Below are 20,370 nucleotides of genomic sequence, written 5' to 3'. Positions count from 1 at the left end.
AATCCGCCTCATCGTGCCGTCTGCACCCTGGACAGATCGCCATAGACGATCTGCCCGCGAAACCCGCGCCGAACCTGTTGGTAGAGCTCGCGAAACGCACGGTAATCCTGCGGCTGGCACAACGCCTGTGGCCCGCGCACGGCGGCACGCTGCAGGCGATGCACGGCGGTGACCGTCTGCCCCTGCCGTGTCCACTCAACCACGTATTCGCCGGCGGCATTGCGAAAGGTGCTGCTGCGCGGAATGGCGATGATCGGCACCGTCTCGGGAAAGCTCACCACGTAGGTTTCTTCGCGCACGCTGTCGTTGCAGTAAAACGGGGTCAGATTGTTTTCGGCCGAGGTGGTGGTGTAGATGGCGCGCGTTGACTCGGCACCTGGCATATCCGGCAAGGTCATGCCGCCGACCACCGAGAAATCCACCGCGTCCTTGGCCTGGAAGGTGTAGCGGTAGTTGAACGGTGCATCCAGATCCAGCGGGTCGCCCTGAATCAGCAGATCGCCGGTGCCGTCGAAACCGGACTGGGCAAGGATCGACTCTTCGATCCGGTTGCGATTCTGCGCATTGAGCTGCACGAACATCGCGCGCACGCCCACTTCGCCGGTCTGCCCGCTGTCGAGCGTGGTGGTGCCCTGCAGATCGCCTTGCGGCGTGAACCGGTATTCGGTGCGGGCGACATAGCGATTGACCTTGCGGTCGTTCGGCGGCGTCTGCGTGACCTTGCCATCGCGCGTATGCACCACCGGCGCGCCGAGATCGCCGGCCGGCAACTGGCCGAAGCGTGCGTAGGGGTTGGTCGAGTCCACGTACAGATCGAATGCGGGAATGTAGGTGATGGCGTGGTTGAAGCGGCCCAGCACCGGGATCTGCGGCAAGGTCGGGCCGCCCTCTGCCCCAATCAGCACCGGTGTGCTGGCAATCCCCTTGGCGGCAAGCAGGGCCTCCAGAATCACGGTGTGGTCTTTGCAATCGCCGTAATGGTTGGCCAGGATGCTCTCGGCGCTGTTGGGTTCCAGCCCACCATTGCCCAGATACACCGCCACATAGCGGATGTTGCGCGCCACCCATGCATACAGCGCGGCAGCCTGCGCGCGCGGGGAATCGATACCGCGGGTGACCTCATCGGCCAGCGCCTGGATCGCCGGCGTCACCGCCGCAGCGCGCCCGCCTTTGACGTGGTACGCCAGGCCCATCTGCGACCAGCTGTCGAAGGTGCTGGCCATCAAGGTGGGGCTGAACTCCCAGGTCGCAGCGCTCCAGTTCTGGTTTTTCATCGGCGCGGTGCGCTGGTAGCGCCACTCCCAGCGTGCCTGGTCGCCGCGCACCACCGGCTTGGTGCTGCCCTGCAGCCCGCGTGCAGAAAGATGCATCGGCAGCCCCTTCGGCGCGACCAACGTAATCACCGCATCGTCGTACTGCGCGAAGACGCTGAAGGTCTCCCACAGGCTGAAGTAACCGGGGAAATACGGCGTGTTCTGTGCCCGCCGCACGCGGTACACAATGCGCGCGCCCGGCGCCAGATTCGGGAACACCACCACTTTCACCTTGCGGTCGGCATACATCGCTGCCGAGGCGCTGGAATAGCTTTCCTGGGTATAGATCTTGTCGGCCGCCACGTCCTGGCGCAGCCCTTCGGCCGTGACGGTATACGCCTGCAGCACATCGAGCGTTTCCATATTCTCGCTATAGCTCAGCCGGACCTGGCTGAACTGCTCCACGGCCGACTTGGTCTTGAGCAGGATCTCGTATTCGTCGGTTTCGACGCTGCTGGCGTCGGCGCGCACCTCGTAGTCGGCGCGGTAGCGCACGAAACTGTAATTGGTGTCGGCCTGCGTGCGTGTTGCAGCACTGGCAGTGGGCGCGGGCCGTTGCTGTGCCTGGGCAAGCAGCGGGAGACAGAGGAGCAGCACGAGCACTAACGAGGGACGATGCAACATGGGTCTCGATCACGGCGGGCCGGAGCGGCCCTCACCCACAGGGTAGCCGTTGTGCCAGGCAATGACAGGCACGGGCTTCCAACAATGCGGCATTGCTGCAGGCGCCCGATCGGAAGCTGCACATAAAACGCGCCACGACATCGCCGGCGCCTACTTCGGCGGCGGCGGTGCCAGCACGGTACGGTCGCCATTGTGCTCGGGCGGGCTGACGACGCCGGCCGCCTCCATCGCTTCGATCAGACGCGCGGCACGGTTGTAGCCGATCTTCAAACGCCGCTGCACGCCGGAAATCGACGCACGCCGGGTCTCGGTGACGATGCGCAAGGCTTCGTCGTACAAGGGATCCGATTCGTCGCCGCCACCGCCGCTGCTTTCCGGCAAGCCGGTGGCACCGACCACGGTGCCATCGCCCATGGTCTGCACTTCGTCCAGCACGCCTTCGACGTAGGACACCGGCCCGCTGGCCTTGAGATGCTCGACCACGCGATGCACTTCCTCGTCGCTGACGAAAGCCCCGTGCACGCGATCCGGCAGCGCGGTGCCGGGCGGCAGGTACAGCATGTCGCCGTTGCCCAGCAGCGCCTCGGCGCCGGACTGGTCCAGGATGGTGCGCGAGTCGATCTTGGAGCTGACCTGGAACGCCACGCGGGTGGGGATATTGGCCTTGATCAGGCCGGTGATCACGTCCACCGATGGCCGCTGCGTGGCCAGGATCAAGTGGATGCCGGCCGCACGCGCCTTCTGCGCCAGGCGCGCGATGAGCTCTTCGACCTTCTTGCCGACGATCATCATCATGTCGGCGAATTCGTCGATGAAGATGACGATGAACGGCAGCGTTTCCAGCGGCCGGGGCGCTTCGCCCAGTTCCGGGTTCGGCTTGAACAGCGGGTCCATCATCGGCTGGCCGGCGTCGATGGCGTCCTTGACCTTCTTGTTGAAGCCGGCCAGGTTGCGCACGCCCACCGCGCTCATCAGCTTGTAGCGGCGCTCCATCTCGGCCACGCACCAGCGCAGGCCGTTGGCGGCCTCCTTCATGTCGGTGACCACCGGCGCCAGCAGGTGCGGGATGCCCTGATAGACGCTCAACTCGAGCATCTTCGGGTCGATCATCAGCATCCGCAGTTCCTTGTGCGAGGCCTTGAACAGCAGGCTGAGCACCATCGCATTGACCGCCACCGACTTGCCCGAGCCGGTCGTACCGGCGACCAGCAAGTGCGGCATGCGCGCCAGGTCGGCCACGGTCGGGCGCCCGGCAATATCCTTGCCCAGGGCCAGCGTCAGCGGGCTGGCCGACTTGTCATACTCCTTGGAGCGCAGCAATTCGGAGAGGAAGATCATCTCCCGGCTGACATTGGGAATTTCCAGGCCGATCACCGACTTGCCCGGGATTACGTCCACCACGCGCACCGATTTCACCGACAACCCGCGCGCGATGTCCTTGTCCAGCGAGCTGATCTGGCTGACCTTGATGCCCGGCGCCGGCTCGATCTCGAAGCGGGTGATCACCGGGCCCGGATAGGCCCCGACCACCTGCGCCTCGATGCGGAAGTCCTTGAGCTTGAACTCGATCTGGCGCGACAGCGTTTCCAGCGTCTCTTCCGAATAGCCCTTGGTCTGCGGCTTGGGGTCGTCCAGCAGCGCCAGCGGCGGCAGGTCCGAGCCGTCGGTGCTGACGCCCTGGAACATCGGAATCTGGGTGTCGCGCTTGGCGCGCTCGCTCTTTTCCACCACCGGCGCCGGCGGCGGCTCGATCTTGACCGGCTCGCGCTTGGCCTGCTTGACCGCATCGACCTTGCGCACTTCCTCGCGTTCTTCGCGCATCACCCGGGTCTGCTGCCACTCGGTGGCCTGATGGGTCTTGCGCTGCATCAGCGGCCCCAGCGCCAGCACCCACTTGCCGATGCGCTCCATCACCGCAAACCACGACAAGCCAGTCGCCAGGGTGATCGACACCAGCAGCAGCACCAACACGAACAAGTTCGCGCCCAAGGCACCGAAGCCGGAACTGAGCGAGCCGGCGACCAACTTGCCCAGGATGCCGCCGGCCTCGGCCACCTCGCCCTGGAACAGGCGCAGGTGCAGGAAGCCGGTCGAGGAAATCAGGAACCCCACCATCCCAACCAGTCGCAGCGCCGGCCCCAGGTCGCTTTGGCTCTGCTCCTCGCGCTCGCCGATCAAGGCGATCCAGGCGACCGCTCCCAACAGCACCGGCAGCAGGAAGGCCACATACCCGAACAGCTGCAGCAGCACGTCGGCCGCCAGGGCGCCGAATCGGCCGCCCATGTTATGGATCGGCGCAACCAGATTGCCGGTGCGCGACCAACCCGGATCGGTCGCCGAGTAAGTGAACAGGCTGGCCAGCAGATACAGCAGCAACGGCGCCACCGCGATCAAGGCCAGATCGCGCCAGAGCTTCTGCCGCCGCGGATTGTCCGCCACCGCCGTCTTGCGCGACGACGGTTTGCCCTCTGCGGGCTTGCTGCTGCGTTCGGGAACCTGCTTTGCCACCTGTAGCCAGACCTTAGAAAAATGCTGTTAGTGTTTGATAATAAACGACTGAAGCCACGGTTTCAGCAGTTGCATGCGCCCTGGCCATCCAACCAGGCGCCGCTCAACGAAAAACGCCGCACAAGGCGGCGTCGAGCACGTGGTTGGAGCAGAGCATGCCATCTGCGGTTCAAGCAGTTCCATCGCGCCGCCTTGATTCACCGGGTGGGGACCGCCACTCTATGCCGCCACGGGGGCGCGAATTACTTCGCCTGCCCCACCAATTCCTAGATCGCGAGTATACATGAGTGCCTCTTCTGCCAGCCCCGCCAAGCATTCCCGCCTGTTGATCCTGGGCTCCGGCCCGGCCGGCTGGACCGCCGCGGTCTACGCCGCCCGCGCCAATCTCAAGCCGGTGGTCATCACCGGGCTGCAGCAAGGCGGCCAGCTGATGACCACCACCGAGGTGGACAACTGGCCGGGCGACCCCCACGGCCTGATGGGTCCTGACCTGATGAGCCGCATGCAGGCGCATGCCGAGCGCTTCGAGACCGAGGTCATCTTCGACCATATCCACACGGCAGATCTGTCGCAGCGTCCGTTCCGGCTGATCGGCGACGGGGCCGAGTACACCTGCGACGCACTCATCATCGCCACCGGCGCTACCGCCAAGTACCTGGGCATCCCCACCGAAGAAGCCTTCAAGGGGCGTGGCGTCTCCGCCTGCGCCACCTGCGACGGCTTCTTCTACAAGGACCAGGACGTGGTGGTGGTCGGCGGCGGCAACACCGCGGTCGAAGAGGCGCTGTACCTGTCCAACATTGCCCGCAAGGTCTACCTGGTGCATCGCCGCGATACGCTGCGCGCAGAAAAAATCATGCAGGACAAGCTGTTCGCCAAAGTGGCCGCCGGCAAGATCGAGACCGTCTGGCACCATGCCATCGACGAGGTACTGGGCAACGATGCCGGGGTTACCGGCGTCCGAGTGAAGTCCACCATCGACGGCAGCACCCGCGACATCGATGCGCATGGCTTCTTCGTGGCCATCGGCCATCACCCGAACACGCAGTTGTTCGATGGCCAGTTGGCAATGAACAACGGCTACCTGGAAATCCGCTCCGGCCTGAACGGCGCCGCGACCGAGACCTCGGTGGCCGGCGTGTTCGCCGCCGGCGACGTGGCCGACCAGCATTACCGCCAGGCCATCACCTCGGCCGGCTTCGGCTGCATGGCCGCGCTGGATGCCGAGCGTTTCCTCGACAAGAGCGCCTGAGATGGCGCCTGATTGCCGGCCGCGCCACGCGGCCAGCATCGCCGAGGGGCTGCCCGCATGGGCATAACCGCACGCTGGTGTCGCCAGCTGGACGAGTTGCCGGCCGGCGCCTGGGATGCGCTGCACGATGGCACGCATCCCTTCATCGGCTACGCGTTTCTGCAAGGCCTTGAACGTGAGGGTTGCCTGCGCCCGGATTGGGGGTGGAACCCGCTGCACCTGACCTTGTGGGAGGGTGACACTCTGGTCGCCGCGGCTCCCGGCTACCTCAAGAACAACTCGCACGGCGAGTTCGTCTTCGACCATGCCTGGGCGCATGCGTACGCGCGCTATGGCCAGGACTACTTCCCCAAATGGCTGTGTGGGGTGCCCTACTCGCCCGTCACCGGCCCGCGCCTGCTCGGTGCGCCCACGTGGCGCGGCCACCTGCTGAAGGCGATGCGCGAGCTGGTGGAGCGCAGCGGACTGTCGTCGGCGCATGTGAACTTTTACCCCGCTGGTGAAGACGCCGCCTTCGATGCCGACTGGCTGGAACGCAACGACCTGCAGTACCACTGGCACAACGCCAGCGGCTGGGGCGACTTCGAGACGTTCCTGTCGGCGATGGATCACAAGCACCGCAAGAACATTCGCCAGGAACGCGCCAAGGTGCAGCGCGCCGGCGTGCAACTGCGCGTGGTGCACGGTGATGAGGCCAGCGATGCGGAGCTGGCCGCGATGTACGGCTTTTATCTCAAGACCTTCAACGAGTACGGCAACTCGCCCGCGCTGACGCCGCAGTTCCTGCAGCACTTGGCCACGGCCATGCCGCGCCAACTGGTGATGTTCCTGGCCGACCTCGATGGGCAACCCATCGCCGGTGCACTCTGCCTGCGCGGGAAGGACACCTTGTATGGCCGCTACTGGGGCGGTGAAGCCCTGCCCGGCCTGCATTTCGAGACCTGCTATTACCAGGGCATCGAATATTGCCTGCGCGAAGGCCTGACCCGCTTCGAACCTGGCGCACAAGGCCAGCACAAGATCGCGCGCGGCTTTCTGCCGACGCTGGTGCGCAGCCGCCACTGGATTGCCGATCCGGGCTTTCGCGAGCCGCTGGCGGACTGGTGCGCGCAAGAGCGGGCCGAGGTCGAGCAGCACGCCGCCGCCCTGCTGCGCCATTCGCCGTTCCGCCAAGGGTGATCGCCCTGCGGCGGCTTCTCCACCCATCCCGGGCCGATACATCGCACCGCCGCCGCACAAATCCAGGCACCGCCTGACGTGGCAGGCCTCTGCGCCGTTGCGCGAGACCCGTTCATCAGTCCTCATCGTAGCCCTCGCAGGCCGCGCATTTGCCGTGCCTGGTACCCGATCATTCCGCACTTGCGGACGCTACCGCAGAATATGCTAGCGTTGACTATTGATTCGGGCATGTCGCCCGCACCGGAATCGGCCCATGAAGCAAACGGTGTTGGTCACCGGCGGTAGTGGCTATGTCGCCTGCCGGCTGGTGAAGCAGTTGCTGGAAGCGGGCGACACCGTGCACGCCACCGTGCGCAGCCTGCACGATTCGCCCAAGCTGCGGCCTTTACGGCAGCTGCAGGCGGACCACCCGGACCGATTGCGGTTGTTCGAAGCAGACCTGCTGGTACCCGGCTCCTTCGCCGACGCGATGCAGGGCTGCTCTGTGGTGCATCACGTCGCCTCGCCGTTCCTGATGCCGGAAAAGATCAAGAACGGCCGCACCCAACTGCTGGAACCCGCGCTGCAAGGCGTCAGGAACGTGCTGACCAAGGTGAACGCGACTTCCAGCGTCGAGCGGGTGGTGCTCACGTCCACCATCGGCGCGATCTTCGGCGACTACCGCGACGTGCTGACATGCCCGGGCAAACGCTGTCGGAAGCCTTCTTCAACACCACCAGCAGCCTCGATCACAATCCCTACCACTACTCCAAGGTGGTCGCCGAGCAGGAGGCGTGGGCCATGTCCCGTGCGCAGCAGCGCTGGGACCTGGCCTGCATCAACCCTGGCCTGGTGCTCGGTCCGTCCCCGGCCGCAGGCTCGGATTCGGGCAGCCTGTTCCTGCTCGACGAACTGATGCGCGGCCTGTTCTTCTATGGCGTGCCGGACCTGAGCTTTGCCACGGTGGACGTGCGTGAAGTTGCCAACGCACACATCGCCGCGGCCAAGCGACCCAGCGCGCACGGCCGCTACATCGTCGCCTCGGCACAGATGATCTCGTTCCTGGAAATCGCGCGGTTCCTGCGCAAGGTCCACCGCCGCCCTTACCTGTTGCCGCGTCTGCAGATTCCCGGTTTGGCGTTGCGGCTGCTCGGCCCCTTCTTCGGGCTGAGCCCGAAGTACATTCGCAACCATCTCGGCATCCGCTTCGGCCTGGACAACCGGCGCTCGCGCCAGGAGTTGGGCGTGGACTACCGTCCGGTCGAGCAGACCTTGCACGCGCACTACGCCAGCTGGGAACGGCAGCGACGGGCCTGAGCCGGCTGGGTGCTCCGCAAGCGCACCTGTACCATCGCCGGAACCGAACCAGGCACCTGCCCATGCCCTTTGCCGCTCCATTTCCATGCATGCGTGGCGCGCCGTGGCGATCCGGCCGGTGGCCGGCGTGATGACGCCCTTTCGTCGTCCCACCGTGTTGGGCACTTCCGCCTCGGCCCCATTCCCGCCTGCCGAGGCCGCCCTGACCGATCCCGACGGACTGCTTGCCGTTGGCGGAGATCTGTCGCCCCAGCGCCTGCTCAACGCGTACGCGCACGGCATTTTCCCGTGGTATTCGGAGGGCCAACCGATCCTGTGGTGGAGCCCGGATCCGCGCATGGTCTTTCGCACTGACGGCGTGCGCCTGTCCTCTCGCTTCAAGCGCCAGCTTCGCGCAAGCACCTGGACGGTTCGCGCCGATACCGCCTTCGCACAGGTGATCGACGCCTGTGCTGCGAGTCCGCGCCCTGGCCAGCACGGCACCTGGATCACCGCGAAAATGCAGCAGGCCTATATCGCCTTGCACCGTCTCGGCCACGCGCATTCGATCGAGGTGTTCGACGGCGCGCGCCTGGTTGGCGGGATCTACGGCGTCGCGATCGGCCGGATGTTTTTTGGCGAAAGCATGTTCAGCGGGGAAAGCGGTGGCTCCAAGGTGGCACTAGCGGCCTTGGCCGCCAACCTGCATGGCCGAGGGTGGCCACTGATCGATGCGCAGGTGGAAAATACGCACCTGCTGTGCCTGGGCGCCGAACGCTTGCCGCGCGCTGACTTCTTGCACCAGGTGCAACGCCAGGTTGCCTTGACGGAACTGCCGGGTAGTTGGTCTGCGCGTTACGGCGAATACGCCGCCAGCGACCTGTGTGAGACCCGCTTAACATAAAATTTGCACCGCAGGGAGATGGCGCGTAAAATGCAGTCCCTTACGGCCCTGCCGGGCCAGCCGTGACTGCACAGGATTACATGTCGAAAGACGACTCCATTGAATTCGAAGGCAGCGTCAGCGAGACGCTTCCCAACACCACGTTCCGGGTCAAGCTGGAGAACGGGCATGAAATCATCGCCCACATCTCCGGACGTATGCGCAAGAACTACATCCGCATCCTGACCGGCGACCGGGTCAAAGTTGAGATGACTCCCTACGACCTGACCAAGGGTCGTATTACCTACCGCATGAAGTAAGCGGTTCTGGTACCGAGACGCGAGGCGGCCATTGGCCGCTTTTTGTCGTGCCCGCAATTCGAGCGCGCAGTGCAAGGCACCCACCGAAATGCACTGCCCTGCTCCGCACCGGCAGCTCGGCAAGACTTGCCGACAGCGTAGAAACGCATCACCCAGCGGCCATCCCCGCCAAGCGTGCTATCGTCAGGGTGCCTGATCGCGATGCGCGCTGAAGACGTAAAAAAGCCGCTCTTTCGAGCGGCTTTTCCTCAACTGCGAAAACAACCTTACGATGAATCAACCGTCGCGGGCAGCAGGCGTTCGGGTTCCGGATGCGCCTCGACCACCAGTTCGCCATCCTTGACATCGATGCTGACCCGGCCACCGTCCACCAATTTGCCGAACAGCAGTTCGTCGGCGAGCGGGCGCTTGATCTTCTCCTGGATCACCCGCGACATCGGCCGCGCACCCATCAGCGGATCGAAGCCATGCTGGGCCAGCCAGTCGCGCGCGGTCGGGGTGGCCGACAGGGAGACGTGCTTTTCCTGCAACAGCATTTCCAGTTCGATAATGAACTTGTCCACCACCCGCAGGATGTGGTCGAACGCCAGGGGCTGGAACTGCACGATCGCATCCAGACGGTTGCGGAATTCGGGCGTGAAACCGCGACGGATCGACTCCATCGCATCGGTGGAATGATCCTGCTTGGTAAAACCGATCGACCGACGCGATGCCTGCGTGGCGCCGGCATTGGTCGTCATCACCAAAATCACGTTCTTGAAGTTGGCCTCGCGCCCGTTGGTGTCGGTCAGAATGCCGCGGTCCATGACCTGCAACAGGATGTTGAAGATGTCCGGATGCGCCTTCTCCACTTCGTCCAGCAGCAGCACGCAGTGCGGTGTCTTGACGATCTTTTCGGTCAACAAGCCACCCTGATCGAAACCGACGTAGCCCGGGGGCGCACCGATGAGACGGCTGATCGAGTGCGCTTCCATGTACTCGGACATGTCAAAACGCACCAGCTCGATCCCCAGCTGCAGCGCGAGCTGCTTGGTGACCTCGGTCTTGCCGACACCGGTGGGGCCGGCGAACAGGAAGTTGCCGATCGGCTTTTCCGGATTGGCCAGGCCCGAGCGCGCCAGCTTGATCGAGCCGGCCAGCGTCTCGATCGCCGGGTTCTGCCCGAAGATCACCATCTTCAGGTTGCGCTCCAGGTGCTGCAGCACGTCCTTGTCGGTCGCGCTGACCTGCTTGGCCGGAATGCGTGCCATCTTGGCGACGATGGTCTCGATCTCTTCGATATCGATCAGTTCCTTGCGCTTGCCTTCCGGCAGCAGACGCTGACGCGCACCAGCCTCGTCGATCACGTCGATCGCCTTGTCTGGCAGCAAACGGTCGCCGATATGCTTCACCGACAGGTCGACGGCGGCCTGTAGCGCGTCATCGGCGTAGGTCACGCCGTGATGCGCCTCGTACTTGGGCTTGAGGCCCTGCAGGATTTCGAAGGTCTCGCCCACGGTCGGCTCGACGATATCGATCTTCTGGAACCGACGCGCCAGCGCACGGTCCTTCTCGAAAATGCCGCGATATTCCTGGAACGTGGTCGAGCCGATGCAGCGCAGCTCGCCCGACGACAGCGCCGGCTTGATCAGATTGGAGGCATCCATGGTGCCGCCCGACGCCGATCCGGCACCGATGATCGTGTGGATCTCGTCGATGAACAGCACCGCATTCGGCACCTTCTTCAACGCAGCCAGCACGCCCTTGAGACGCTTTTCGAAATCGCCGCGGTACTTGGTGCCGGCCACCAGGGCGCCCAGATCCAGCGAGTAGATCACCGCATCGGCGAGCACTTCCGGCACGTCGTTGTCGACGATGCGCTTGGCCAAGCCCTCGGCGATCGCGGTCTTGCCAACGCCGGCCTCGCCCACGTACAGCGGGTTGTTCTTGCGCCGACGGCACAGGACCTGGATGGTGCGCTCGATCTCATCGCTACGGCCGACCAGCGGGTCGATCTTGCCGTTGCGTGCCTGATCGTTGAGATTGGTGGCGAACTCGGCCAGGGCGTCGCCCTTGGCTTCGCCCTCGCCGCCTTCGCTCTTGGACTCACCATCCGGCGCGGACGGCTGCTCGCCGTCCTCACCCAGCTTGGCGATGCCGTGCGAGAGATAATTGACGATATCGAGGCGGGTGATGTCCTGTTGGTTCAGGAAGTACACCGCATGCGAGTCCTTCTCGCCGAAGATTGCGACCAGCACGTTGGCGCCGGTAACTTCCTTCTTGCCCGAGGACTGCACGTGGTAGACCGCGCGCTGCAACACCCGCTGGAATCCCAGGGTTGGCTGCGTGTCGCGCCCGTCGTCCTCGGCCAGGCGCGAGACCGAGGCATCGATCGCCTGTTCCAGGTCATTGTGCAGGCGCACCTGGTCTGCCCCACAGGCCTTGAGCACGGCCTGGGCGGAAGGGTTGTCCAGCAGCGAGAGCAGCAGGTGCTCGACGGTCATGAACTCATGACGCGCCTCGCGTGCTCGCTTGTAGCACTGGCCGATGGTTTGCTCTAGGTCTTTGCTGAACATTGGTAACTCCGAACGGCTGTTGCCAACAATATGCGGCTTTTGTTGGGATTTTCCACAACCCTATCGGATAGGCATGTTCAGACAGCGTTAGCACGTGATCGCAGCCACACTGTTGCGCTGCTGGAATGACCTGCCGGGCGCCTCAGGCCTGTTCCATCGTGCACAGCAGCGGGTGCTGGTTCATGCGCGAAAACTCGTTGACCTGGGCCACTTTCGACTCCGCAACCTCTCGGCTGTAGACCCCGCACACGCCGCGTCCGCGGGTGTGGACGTGCAACATGATCTGGGTGGCCTGCTCCAGATTCAGGTTGAAAAACTGCTCCAGGACGGTCACCACGAAGTCCATCGGGGTGTAGTCGTCGTTCAGCAACAGCACCTGGTAGCGCGGCGGTGGCGCCACTTCGGGCTTGCTGGCTTCGACCATCAGGCCGTGGTCGTGTTCGTGTGAGGTATTCCGAGGCATCCGGCCATTATACGGTTCAACCTTGCACGCATTGGACGATTTACGCTGCGCCCCGCACAATTTGTCTCCAATTCCCTGGCTGGCCCTTGATGACCGATCCCATGACCGCGCAGCTGCTGGCGCCGTCGTCGACCGCAGATGCCCCGATGCGCACCGCACACGACGGCGCAGCCGTGCCGCGGTGGCACCGCAATGCCGTCCCCGCCGCGCAAGCAGCGCACAGGTGGTCGACCGCGTTGGAGCAGATTCGATGAGTACGCCAGAGCAACGCTGGCATCCCGATGTGACCGTGGCTACCGTCGTGGTGCGCGATGGACGCTTTTTGCAGGTGGAAGAAGCCATCGGCGGCCGCCTGCTGTTGAACCAGCCTGCCGGGCATCTGGAGCCGAACGAAAGCCTGCTGGATGCGGCCGTGCGCGAAACCCTCGAGGAGACTGGCTGGGACGTGCGCCTGACCCAGTTCATCGGTACCTACCAATGGGTTGCCCCCAACGGACAGTGCTTTTTGCGCTTTGCATTCGTTGCCGATGCGCTAGCCCATCACTCCGAACGCAGCCTCGACACCGGCGTGGTGCGCGCGCTGTGGATGACCCCGGACGAACTGCGCGCCTCCACCGAGCGCCTGCGCAGCCCACTGGTGTGGGAGGTGGTTGCCGACTACCTGGCAGGGCAGCGCTATCCGCTCTCCCTGGTGCGGCACGTCGCATGAGTACGCCACGGATTGTGGTGGGTGTGTCCGGCGGCGTGGATTCGTCGGTGGCGGCGTGGAAGCTGGCGCAGCAAGGCGAGCCGATCGCGGGGCTGTTCATGCAGAACTGGGCCGACGACGGCAGCGGCGATTGCCGCGCCGAAGACGACCGCCGCGATGCCGTGGCGGTGTGCGGCGTGCTGGGCATCCCGTTTCATTTTCGCGATTTCTCCGGCGAATACTGGAGCGGCGTGTTCGCGCATTTCCTGGCCGAATATGCGGCCGGACGCACGCCCAACCCAGACGTGTTGTGCAACCGCGAAGTGAAGTTCAAGCATTTTCTGGATGCAGCACAGGCGCTGGGTGCCGAGCGCATCGCCACCGGCCATTACGCGCAGGTGGCGCATCGCGGCGGGCGGTGGCGGCTGCTGCGTGGCGCCGACCGCGGCAAGGACCAGAGTTATTTCCTGCATCAGCTGGGGCAGGCGCAGTTGGCCGCCACCCTGTTCCCGATCGGCGATCTGGAAAAAAGCACGTTGCGCCGGATTGCCCAGGATGCCGGCTTGCCGACCCATGCCAAGAAGGATTCCACCGGCATCTGCTTCATCGGCGAACGCGATTTCCGCGAGTTTCTGGGCCGCTACCTGCCCGCGCGCGCCGGCGAGATCCGCGACCCGCAGGGGCAGCGCATCGCCGAGCATCCGGGGGTGTTCTATTTCACCCTGGGCCAGCGCGAAGGGCTGAACATCGGCGGCGTGCGCGGGCGGGCGGCCGCGCCGTGGTATGTGGTCGGCAAGGATGTGGCGAACAATGTGCTGTATGTGGACCAGGACCGCGAAAGCCCGCTGCTGCAATCGCGCTGGCTGCAGTCCGAACAAGCCCACTGGGTGACCGGGGCGCCGCCAGCACGCCGGTTCACCTGCACTGCGCAGACGCGCTACCGTCAGCCCGACGAGCCCTGCACGGTGGATGTGCAGGACGATGGCAGCGTGCAGGTGCGCTTCGAACGGCCGCAACGGGCGGTGACGCCGGGGCAGTCGCTGGTGCTGTACGACGGGCAGGAGTGCCTGGGCGGCGCGGTCATCGCCGCCACCGACGCACCGCTGGAACGCCAGTTGGCGGGATCTTCTTTTTCCTCTGAGGTAGTGGCTTGATGAGTGTTTCCATGGATCACCGTGTGCTGGCGCTTGCCGGCGTCGCTCAGGCCCTGCAACAGGTGCGGCGGATCGCCGAGACCGGGCATTCGGAAGCGGCGACGGTGCGTACCGCCATGGACAGCGTGTTCCGGGTGGACGCCGCCTCGCCAGAGGCCGTTTACGGCTCGGCAGCGGCGCTGGCGCCTGGCCTGCGCCTGCTGCACAACTACTTCCGCAACCAGGGCCAGGACGAAGTGCTGCCGCGTCTGGCGCTGGCCGTGCTGCAGCTGGAGCGCCGGTTCGTGCGCGATACCAGCACCGTCGCCACTGTCGCCAGCGGAATCGACGCGGCAGCGCGCCAGGCCCAGCAGCTGGGCGACAGCAGCCACCCCGATGTATTGAGCTCGCTCGGCGGGCTGTACGCACAGACCATCAGCCACTTGCGGCCCAAGGTCATGGTCCAAGGCAACCCGCACTACCTGGGCCAGGCCGGCGTGGTCGCGGAGATCCGCGCGCTGTTGCTGGCAGCAGTGCGCTCGGCGGTGCTGTGGCGGCAGATGGGCGGCAGCCTGTGGGATTTTTTGTTCGCCAAGCGCGCGATGATCGAAGCGGTGGACCGCGCGTTGCGCTAAATGGCGCGAAAAAGCCGCCTGCATCTGCACGCTAGCGGCCGCTGACGCGCGCCAACGGCGGTTGAATGGGCCAGGCGATGTGGCGATCGTCGCTAAAGACAACGGGGGCAGTGCCGATACAGCAACCGTGACTCTGCCGAGAACGCCCATGTATTCACGTCCACTCATCCGTCTAGCCGCTCCTTTGGCTCTGACCTTGCTGTTCCCCTTCGCTGTCGGATTCGACTGGCCCGCTTCGGTGCGCTGGGCGATCCTGGCGACCATGACCCTCAGTTGGTTGGGTTTCGCTGCCTGGGTGACGTATTCCCAGTTCCGGCCTAATCCGGACCAGGCCCGCATCCTGCGCGAGCAGGACCAACTGCTCAACGAACTGCGCACGTTCGTCAGCAACGAAGTCGACGGTTCGCGCTCGGAAGTCGAGCGTGCCCGCGAACTGATCCGCCAGGCCGTGTCCGGCCTGGGTGGCAGCTTCGAAGCGATGAATCGCAAATCGCGTCAGCAAAGCCAGGCACTGGCCCGCATCGTCGACCGCGCCGGTGACGATGGCAGCGCCGGCGTCGACGTCGCCCGCTTCGCCCAGCACGCCAGCTCCCGTATGGAGCAGTTGGTGGAAGCGCTGGAACAGGTGAGCGGCCAAAGCACCAATACCGTCCATCACATCGACGAGATGGCGCAGCATCTGGATGGCATCTTCGCGCTGCTGGAAGACGTCAAGTCGATTGCCGACCAGACCAACCTGCTGGCCTTGAACGCCGCCATCGAAGCAGCGCGTGCCGGTGAAGCCGGTCGCGGCTTCGCCGTGGTTGCCGACGAGGTGCGCAACCTGTCCGAGCGTTCCACCACCTTCAACGAGCAGATCCGCAAGCTGGCACACAGCTCCAAGGAATCGATCGCCAAGGTGCGTGAAACGGTCTCGCAGCTGGCCTCGCGCCACATGGACCGCTCCCGCGAGGCGCGCCATGAATCGGCCGCCATGCTGGAGAACGTCGCCCAGATCAACGCCTCGTTGGGCGATGGCATGCGCGAGATCTCCGAATGCGCACGCTCGATCGATGGCAGCGTGGCCGAAGCGGTGCGTGCCCTGCAGTTCGAGGACATCGCCACGCAGACGCTGAGCGGTATCCACACCCACCTGGATCGCCTGACCGCGATCAACCGCGAAGCGGTGGCGCTGCAGGAACTGCTGCATCGCAATGGCGGCGTGTACGACAGCGACCTGGTCGCCGCGCTGGCCAAGGTGTCCAACCGCCTTCGCGACATGCGCGTGGAGTGGGAGCGCCCGCCGCACAAGCCGGTGGCGCAGCAAGGCATGGGTGCCGGCACGGTCGAGTTGTTCTAAGACCGATGCCGCCACGCAGCTGCTGATTCCGACATTCCCCGGCCTTCCGGGGATTTGTCGTTCCGTTACGACCTGGTGTTCCGCCCATGACGCTTGTTGCCCCGACCATCGATGCCCCTACCGCCGCACTGCAGGCCGCTGCATTGGCAGCCGCACAGGCCGAGCGCATCGCGCAAAGCGATGCGGCCAGGCCTGCATTGCGGCGCGTCCGCATGCCGGCCGCGCTGGAACGGCTGGAACACAGCGCACGCGCGGAGCTGCTGGCCCTGATCAACCCGCGCCGTGCATGCAGCGAAGAAGAACTGCTGTTTGCAACCGTGGCCTGGGATCTCGGTCTGGATGGTGCCGCGGTCAGCGGATCGGCGCGGTAAGCCCAGCGCCGCACAGCGGGGCATGCCTCGGCAGGCGCCCTGCTGGTTGTTTCCACTGCCCGAGATTGAGGCCTTTGCGCCCCGCCTTGCCGCCAAGGCGCTTCTGCCGACAAGCAGTGCCCACGCACGCGACACCGCTCACCTGCAGCGTCAGGTGAGCTCTGCCCGCCCGTCTGCGGCGATTCTTATGACTGAACGTGCGCCTTTGATCGCTACCGCGCGATCGGAACGAGCCTGCGCGAGGGAATTGCGCGTCTGCTACGCGGCGTCGCAACTCTCTCACGCCCCTGTTGCGGCACACACTCGAAGTGCGTCTTTGCCGGCTGAGCAACCCAAACCACTTCAGCAGTGGAAGTGGACCCGCCAGTTGCACCGATGCTGATGTGTAGCGTGGCTGCGGGTCCTTGCGCGCGCCTCATCGCAGGACAGATGCATTGCAGCCTGTAAGAGCTACGCGGCAGCCATGCCGTTCGAGGTCCTGCGATGGCGGGCGCGCAGCGACCGTGGAGATGGTCGCTGCGCGATGTGCGCAGTGCATCGCCCCCTGCTTTTCACTTATCGACCTGCCAACGCTCGGGTGCGATGTCCTCGCCGAGTGCGGGAGCGTTGGCGCGGCATGGAGGTCGCCATCGAACTTCACTAGATGGACCAGCAGCGTGTCCCGCGAGCGGCAAGGCATCGCGCCTCCTTCGACGCAAGGACGTGGTTGTGGCCCTGTCGCTTACGTCAGCTTGAGCGTCGTTGATGCCGCCGCGAAGTATGTGTGGGAGGCCCTCATGGCCTGCCCTGTGACTGGTGATGCCCTGCGTACCCGACCTGACAGGTGATCAGCGGCGTGAGAACGCCGATGGCTCGCCATTTCTGATGTCTTCGACCCGTTGGGCAATGTACACCGACACCTGTAGGGCGGATGCGCCGCGGCTTCAACCCACGCAACACACTGGGTCAGTTGGCAATCACCAGCCGTGCGCCCAACCGCATGCCGGCGTCGGCTTCGCGCAACCACTGCGCCATGTCGCGCGGCGACAGTGGGCGTGAGTAGAAGTAACCCTGGATTTCGTCGCAGCCCTGCTGGCGCAGCAGTGCATCTTCCTGCACGGTTTCCACGCCTTCTGCGACCACCTGCATGCCCAGGGCATGCCCCAGATGGACGATGGCCTGGGTGACTTCGGCCGTATTGGCGTCGTCGAGCATGCCTTGCACGAAGCTGCGGTCGATCTTCAGACGCTGTACCGGGAACCGGTTGAGGTAATGCAGGTTGGAGAAGCCGGTGCCGAAGTCGTCCACCGCCAGCAGCACGCCGTTCTGTTCGAACAATTCGAAGCAGCGGCGCAGCGAGTCCGAATCGCGAATCAAGGCAGATTCGGTCAGCTCCAGCTCCAGGCGTGAAGGCGGCCAGCCATTGTCGCGGCAGATTTCCAGCACGCGCTCGGCAAAGCCGCGTTCGCGCAATTGCACCGCAGACACATTCACCGCAACGCGGCTGAAATGCAGCCCGGCCCGATCCCAGACCCCGGCCTGACGACACGCTTCGCCGATGACCCACTCGCCCAGACGCACGATCTCGCCGCATTCTTCGGCAATCGGGATGAATTCGACCGGGCTGCAGGGTCCATGGCCAGGGCGATTCCAGCGCATCAGCGCTTCGATCGCCGGCGATGCATCGTCCACGGTGTTGACCAGCGGCTGGTAGACCAGCGTGAATTCTTCGCGCTCGAGCGCGCCTTGCAGCGCATGCTCCAGCTCCAGGCGGCGCTGCGCGCGCAGCAGCACGTCCTGGCTGTAGTAATGGTAGGTATTGCGCCCGGACTCCTTGGCTGCGTACATCGCCGCGTCGGCGGCGCGCAGGAGGCTGTCGAAATCCGACAGCCCTTCGCCCTGCAGCGCGATGCCGATGCTGGCGCCGAGCTTGAGGGTGACGTGCTCCTTGCGCAGCGGCTCGCCGAGCGCAGCAATCAATTTACGCGCCACGTGGCCGGCATCTTCGGGCTCGGACATATCGCGCAGCAGCACGATGAATTCGTCGTCGCTGAAGCGGCCGAACAGGTCGCTATTACGCAGATGTTGATGCAGGCGCGACGAGGCCAGCTTGAGCAGGTTGTCGCCGGTGGCGTGGCCGAACGAATCGTTGATGCTTTTGAAGCCATCCAGATCGATCAACAGCATTGCCAACGTCTGGCCGCGCTCGCTCGCTTCGCGAATGGCGTTTTCTGCCTGCTCGCGCAACAAGAAGCGGTTCGGCAAACCGGTCAGACGGTCGTAATGGGCAAGCAGCTCGATGCGCTCGTTGGCTTCGCGCTCGCGGGTGATATCGCGGAACAAGGCGACAAACCGCGGCGGCAAGCCCTCACGACGATCCAGTTCGATCAGCACCTGCACCCAGACACGCTGGCCGGAGTTGCGATAGAAACACAGCTCCAGCTGCTCGGGCAGGCCGCCATCGGAGATACGCAGCAGCGCCGCCTCGAAAGCGTCGCGCGAATCCTGCGTATACAGCGACAGCGCCTGCTCCAGGGTGATGTTTTCCTTGCGCAGGCCGTGAATGCGATAGCACTCCTCGGTCCATTGCATGCGCCGGGTGTCGACCTCGATCTCGCAGCCGCCGATCTTGCCCAACGCGGACACGCGATTGAGCAGCTCGGTGCGCCAACGGATCAGCGCGTCGGTCTGGCGTTGTTCGGTGACGTTCTGCAGCTGGCCAAGCACGCGCACCATGCTGCCGTCGCCATCGAACACCGGCTGTGCCCACACGCGCAGATGATGCGGGTTGGCACCGAGCAGGCCGTTGATTTCCATCTCGAAGTGCACCGGCATGCCTTCGTGCTTGATCTTGCGCCAGGCGCTGCGCAGTTGCGCAACCGAAGGCCCAGCCAGCAGGCGCAGGATGTCGCGGATGCCTTGCAGACGAACCTGGGTCATGCCGAGTTGTTGCAGGAAATCCTGCGACACCCACAGCGCATCGTGATGCGAATCCCAGCTCCAGCTTCCCATGCTGGCAATGCGCTGGGCTTCTTCGAGCTGCGCCTGCTGATCGCGCAGCTGCTGCTCGAGCAATTTGTGATGGTGCACGTCGGTATGCGTGCCGACCATGCGCAACGGACGTCCGTCGGCGGTGCGCGATACCACGCGGCCGCGATCCAGGATCCAGCGCCACTGGCCGTCGTGCTGGCGTAGCCGAAATTCGGCCACGTAGGTATCGGTGCGGCCTTCCAGATGCGCCTGCACCGCCGCGCTGACATGCGCATGGTCTTCCGGATGAATCAGCCCGGACAAGGCAGTGAGATTGTTCGGCAGCGGCTGCTCGGAATAGCCGAGCATGCGCGTCCAGCGCTCGGAGCGATACACCACATCGGCCGGAATATCCCAATCCCACAAGCCATGATCGGCGCTGTCCAGGCCTATCTCCCAGCGACTGGTGCCATCGGCACCCTTGGGCTCGGGAATGCTCAGGGTGAATGCCATGATCTGGCCGTGCTCGTCGCAGACCGCACGCAGCCAGCCCTCCAGCCGCCCGCCGCCGGTGCCTGGCAATACGCAGGGCGCCATGCCCCCGCTTTCGGCCAATTGGGCACGGCTGCTTTCCAACACATCGGCGTATGCGCCGAGGGTTGCCGGCAATCCGAGGGATTGCGCAACGCGGTTGGCCGCCAGAGGCTGGCCATGCGCATCCAACAACACCACCGCCGAGGTCAGCGGGTGCTGCAGCATGCTTGCAATGACGCCTGAGTCCACTCTGGAACACTCCGAAGAATCGACCCCGGCCTTCGGAGTCGCAATGGATAACGGCCGTGCCGGCCAATAGTTGAGCCACCTGTTGCGAGCTGGACCGAAC

At 64.7% G+C, this 20,370-nt stretch carries 15 protein-coding genes and 1 pseudogene; 11 read left to right on the top strand and 5 right to left on the bottom strand.

Annotation, left to right across the window (positions count from 1 at the left end; all coding sequences use genetic code 11):
• Positions 1–8: 8 nt before the first annotated feature.
• Entirely contained in the window at positions 9–1,916 is a 1,908-nt protein-coding gene (locus tag ACCQ15_RS10275; RefSeq protein ID WP_372381473.1) for a DUF3857 domain-containing transglutaminase family protein, read from the bottom strand.
• A 171-nt stretch (positions 1,917–2,087) separates the two neighbouring features.
• Positions 2,088–4,445, bottom strand: coding sequence for a DNA translocase FtsK (locus tag ACCQ15_RS10270; protein WP_008575323.1), 2,358 nt, complete (start codon positions 4,443–4,445; stop codon positions 2,088–2,090).
• A 283-nt stretch (positions 4,446–4,728) separates the two neighbouring features.
• Here ACCQ15_RS10270 and trxB point away from each other — a divergent pair, with 283 nt between their 5' ends.
• From trxB to infA, 6 genes and pseudogenes are all read left to right on the top strand, one after another.
• The gene (trxB, locus tag ACCQ15_RS10265) at positions 4,729–5,697 is read left to right on the top strand and encodes a thioredoxin-disulfide reductase (RefSeq protein ID WP_003482910.1); all 969 of its coding nucleotides are present in this window, start codon (positions 4,729–4,731) and stop codon (positions 5,695–5,697) included.
• A 57-nt stretch (positions 5,698–5,754) separates the two neighbouring features.
• Positions 5,755–6,876, top strand: coding sequence for a GNAT family N-acetyltransferase (locus ACCQ15_RS10260; protein ID WP_372364050.1), 1,122 nt, complete (start codon positions 5,755–5,757; stop codon positions 6,874–6,876).
• A gap of 253 nt (positions 6,877–7,129) precedes the next feature.
• A pseudogene (locus ACCQ15_RS10255) lies at positions 7,130–7,483 on the top strand (NAD-dependent epimerase/dehydratase family protein); the annotation flags it as partial.
• 68 nt (positions 7,484–7,551) lie between these two features.
• Positions 7,552–8,172 carry an NAD-dependent epimerase/dehydratase family protein gene (locus tag ACCQ15_RS10250; RefSeq protein WP_372381472.1) on the top strand — a complete coding sequence of 207 codons (621 nt, stop codon included), beginning with the start codon at positions 7,552–7,554 and terminating at the stop codon, positions 8,170–8,172.
• Between the two features lie 130 nt (positions 8,173–8,302).
• A complete protein-coding gene (gene aat / locus ACCQ15_RS10245; RefSeq protein WP_372381557.1) occupies positions 8,303–9,055 on the top strand; it encodes a leucyl/phenylalanyl-tRNA--protein transferase in 753 nt (250 codons plus the stop codon).
• Positions 9,056–9,135: 80 nt separating this feature from the next.
• Entirely contained in the window at positions 9,136–9,354 is a 219-nt protein-coding gene (gene infA / locus ACCQ15_RS10240; RefSeq protein ID WP_002813418.1) for a translation initiation factor IF-1, read from the top strand.
• Between the two features lie 266 nt (positions 9,355–9,620).
• Here the strand turns inward: infA and clpA are convergent, their stop codons facing one another.
• Both clpA and clpS read right to left on the bottom strand, forming a co-directional pair.
• Positions 9,621–11,909 (bottom strand): ATP-dependent Clp protease ATP-binding subunit ClpA, encoded by a 2,289-nt coding sequence (gene clpA / locus ACCQ15_RS10235; protein ID WP_372381471.1) that lies wholly within the window; start codon positions 11,907–11,909, stop codon positions 9,621–9,623.
• A gap of 142 nt (positions 11,910–12,051) precedes the next feature.
• The gene (gene clpS / locus ACCQ15_RS10230) at positions 12,052–12,372 is read right to left on the bottom strand and encodes an ATP-dependent Clp protease adapter ClpS (RefSeq protein ID WP_005914463.1); all 321 of its coding nucleotides are present in this window, start codon (positions 12,370–12,372) and stop codon (positions 12,052–12,054) included.
• 250 nt (positions 12,373–12,622) lie between these two features.
• Between clpS and ACCQ15_RS10225 the strand changes: the two genes are divergently transcribed.
• The 5 genes from ACCQ15_RS10225 (at position 12,623) to ACCQ15_RS10205 (ending at position 16,538) form a co-directional block, all read left to right on the top strand.
• On the top strand, positions 12,623–13,081 hold the full coding sequence (locus tag ACCQ15_RS10225) for an NUDIX hydrolase (RefSeq protein WP_008575782.1): 459 nt from the start codon (positions 12,623–12,625) through the stop codon (positions 13,079–13,081).
• On the top strand, positions 13,078–14,214 hold the full coding sequence (gene mnmA, locus ACCQ15_RS10220; RefSeq protein WP_372173732.1) for a tRNA 2-thiouridine(34) synthase MnmA: 1,137 nt from the start codon (positions 13,078–13,080) through the stop codon (positions 14,212–14,214). The genes ACCQ15_RS10225 and mnmA overlap by 4 nt, the downstream gene beginning before the upstream one ends.
• Complete coding sequence (gene hflD / locus ACCQ15_RS10215; RefSeq protein ID WP_014090133.1) at positions 14,214–14,828, top strand: high frequency lysogenization protein HflD; 615 nt, start codon at positions 14,214–14,216, stop codon at positions 14,826–14,828. Before mnmA ends, hflD begins: the two co-directional genes overlap by 1 nt.
• 61 nt (positions 14,829–14,889) lie before the next feature.
• Positions 14,890–16,167, top strand: coding sequence for a methyl-accepting chemotaxis protein (locus tag ACCQ15_RS10210; protein WP_014090132.1), 1,278 nt, complete (start codon positions 14,890–14,892; stop codon positions 16,165–16,167).
• Positions 16,168–16,253: 86 nt separating this feature from the next.
• Positions 16,254–16,538 carry a hypothetical protein gene (locus ACCQ15_RS10205; protein ID WP_011347295.1) on the top strand — a complete coding sequence of 95 codons (285 nt, stop codon included), beginning with the start codon at positions 16,254–16,256 and terminating at the stop codon, positions 16,536–16,538.
• Between the two features lie 945 nt (positions 16,539–17,483).
• On the opposite strand, the gene ACCQ15_RS10200 is transcribed toward ACCQ15_RS10205, so the two are convergent.
• The gene (locus ACCQ15_RS10200) at positions 17,484–20,270 is read right to left on the bottom strand and encodes a sensor domain-containing protein (protein ID WP_206212819.1); all 2,787 of its coding nucleotides are present in this window, start codon (positions 20,268–20,270) and stop codon (positions 17,484–17,486) included.
• Between the last annotated feature and the right edge of the window lie 100 nt (positions 20,271–20,370).

The sequence above is a fragment of the Xanthomonas sp. NCPPB 1754 genome (assembly GCF_041475725.2).
In the GTDB taxonomy this organism is placed as follows: Bacteria; Pseudomonadota; Gammaproteobacteria; order Xanthomonadales; family Xanthomonadaceae; genus Xanthomonas; species Xanthomonas euvesicatoria.
The sequence above is the reverse complement of the archived record's forward strand: the minus strand, read 5'-3'. Positions and strand labels throughout refer to the sequence as shown.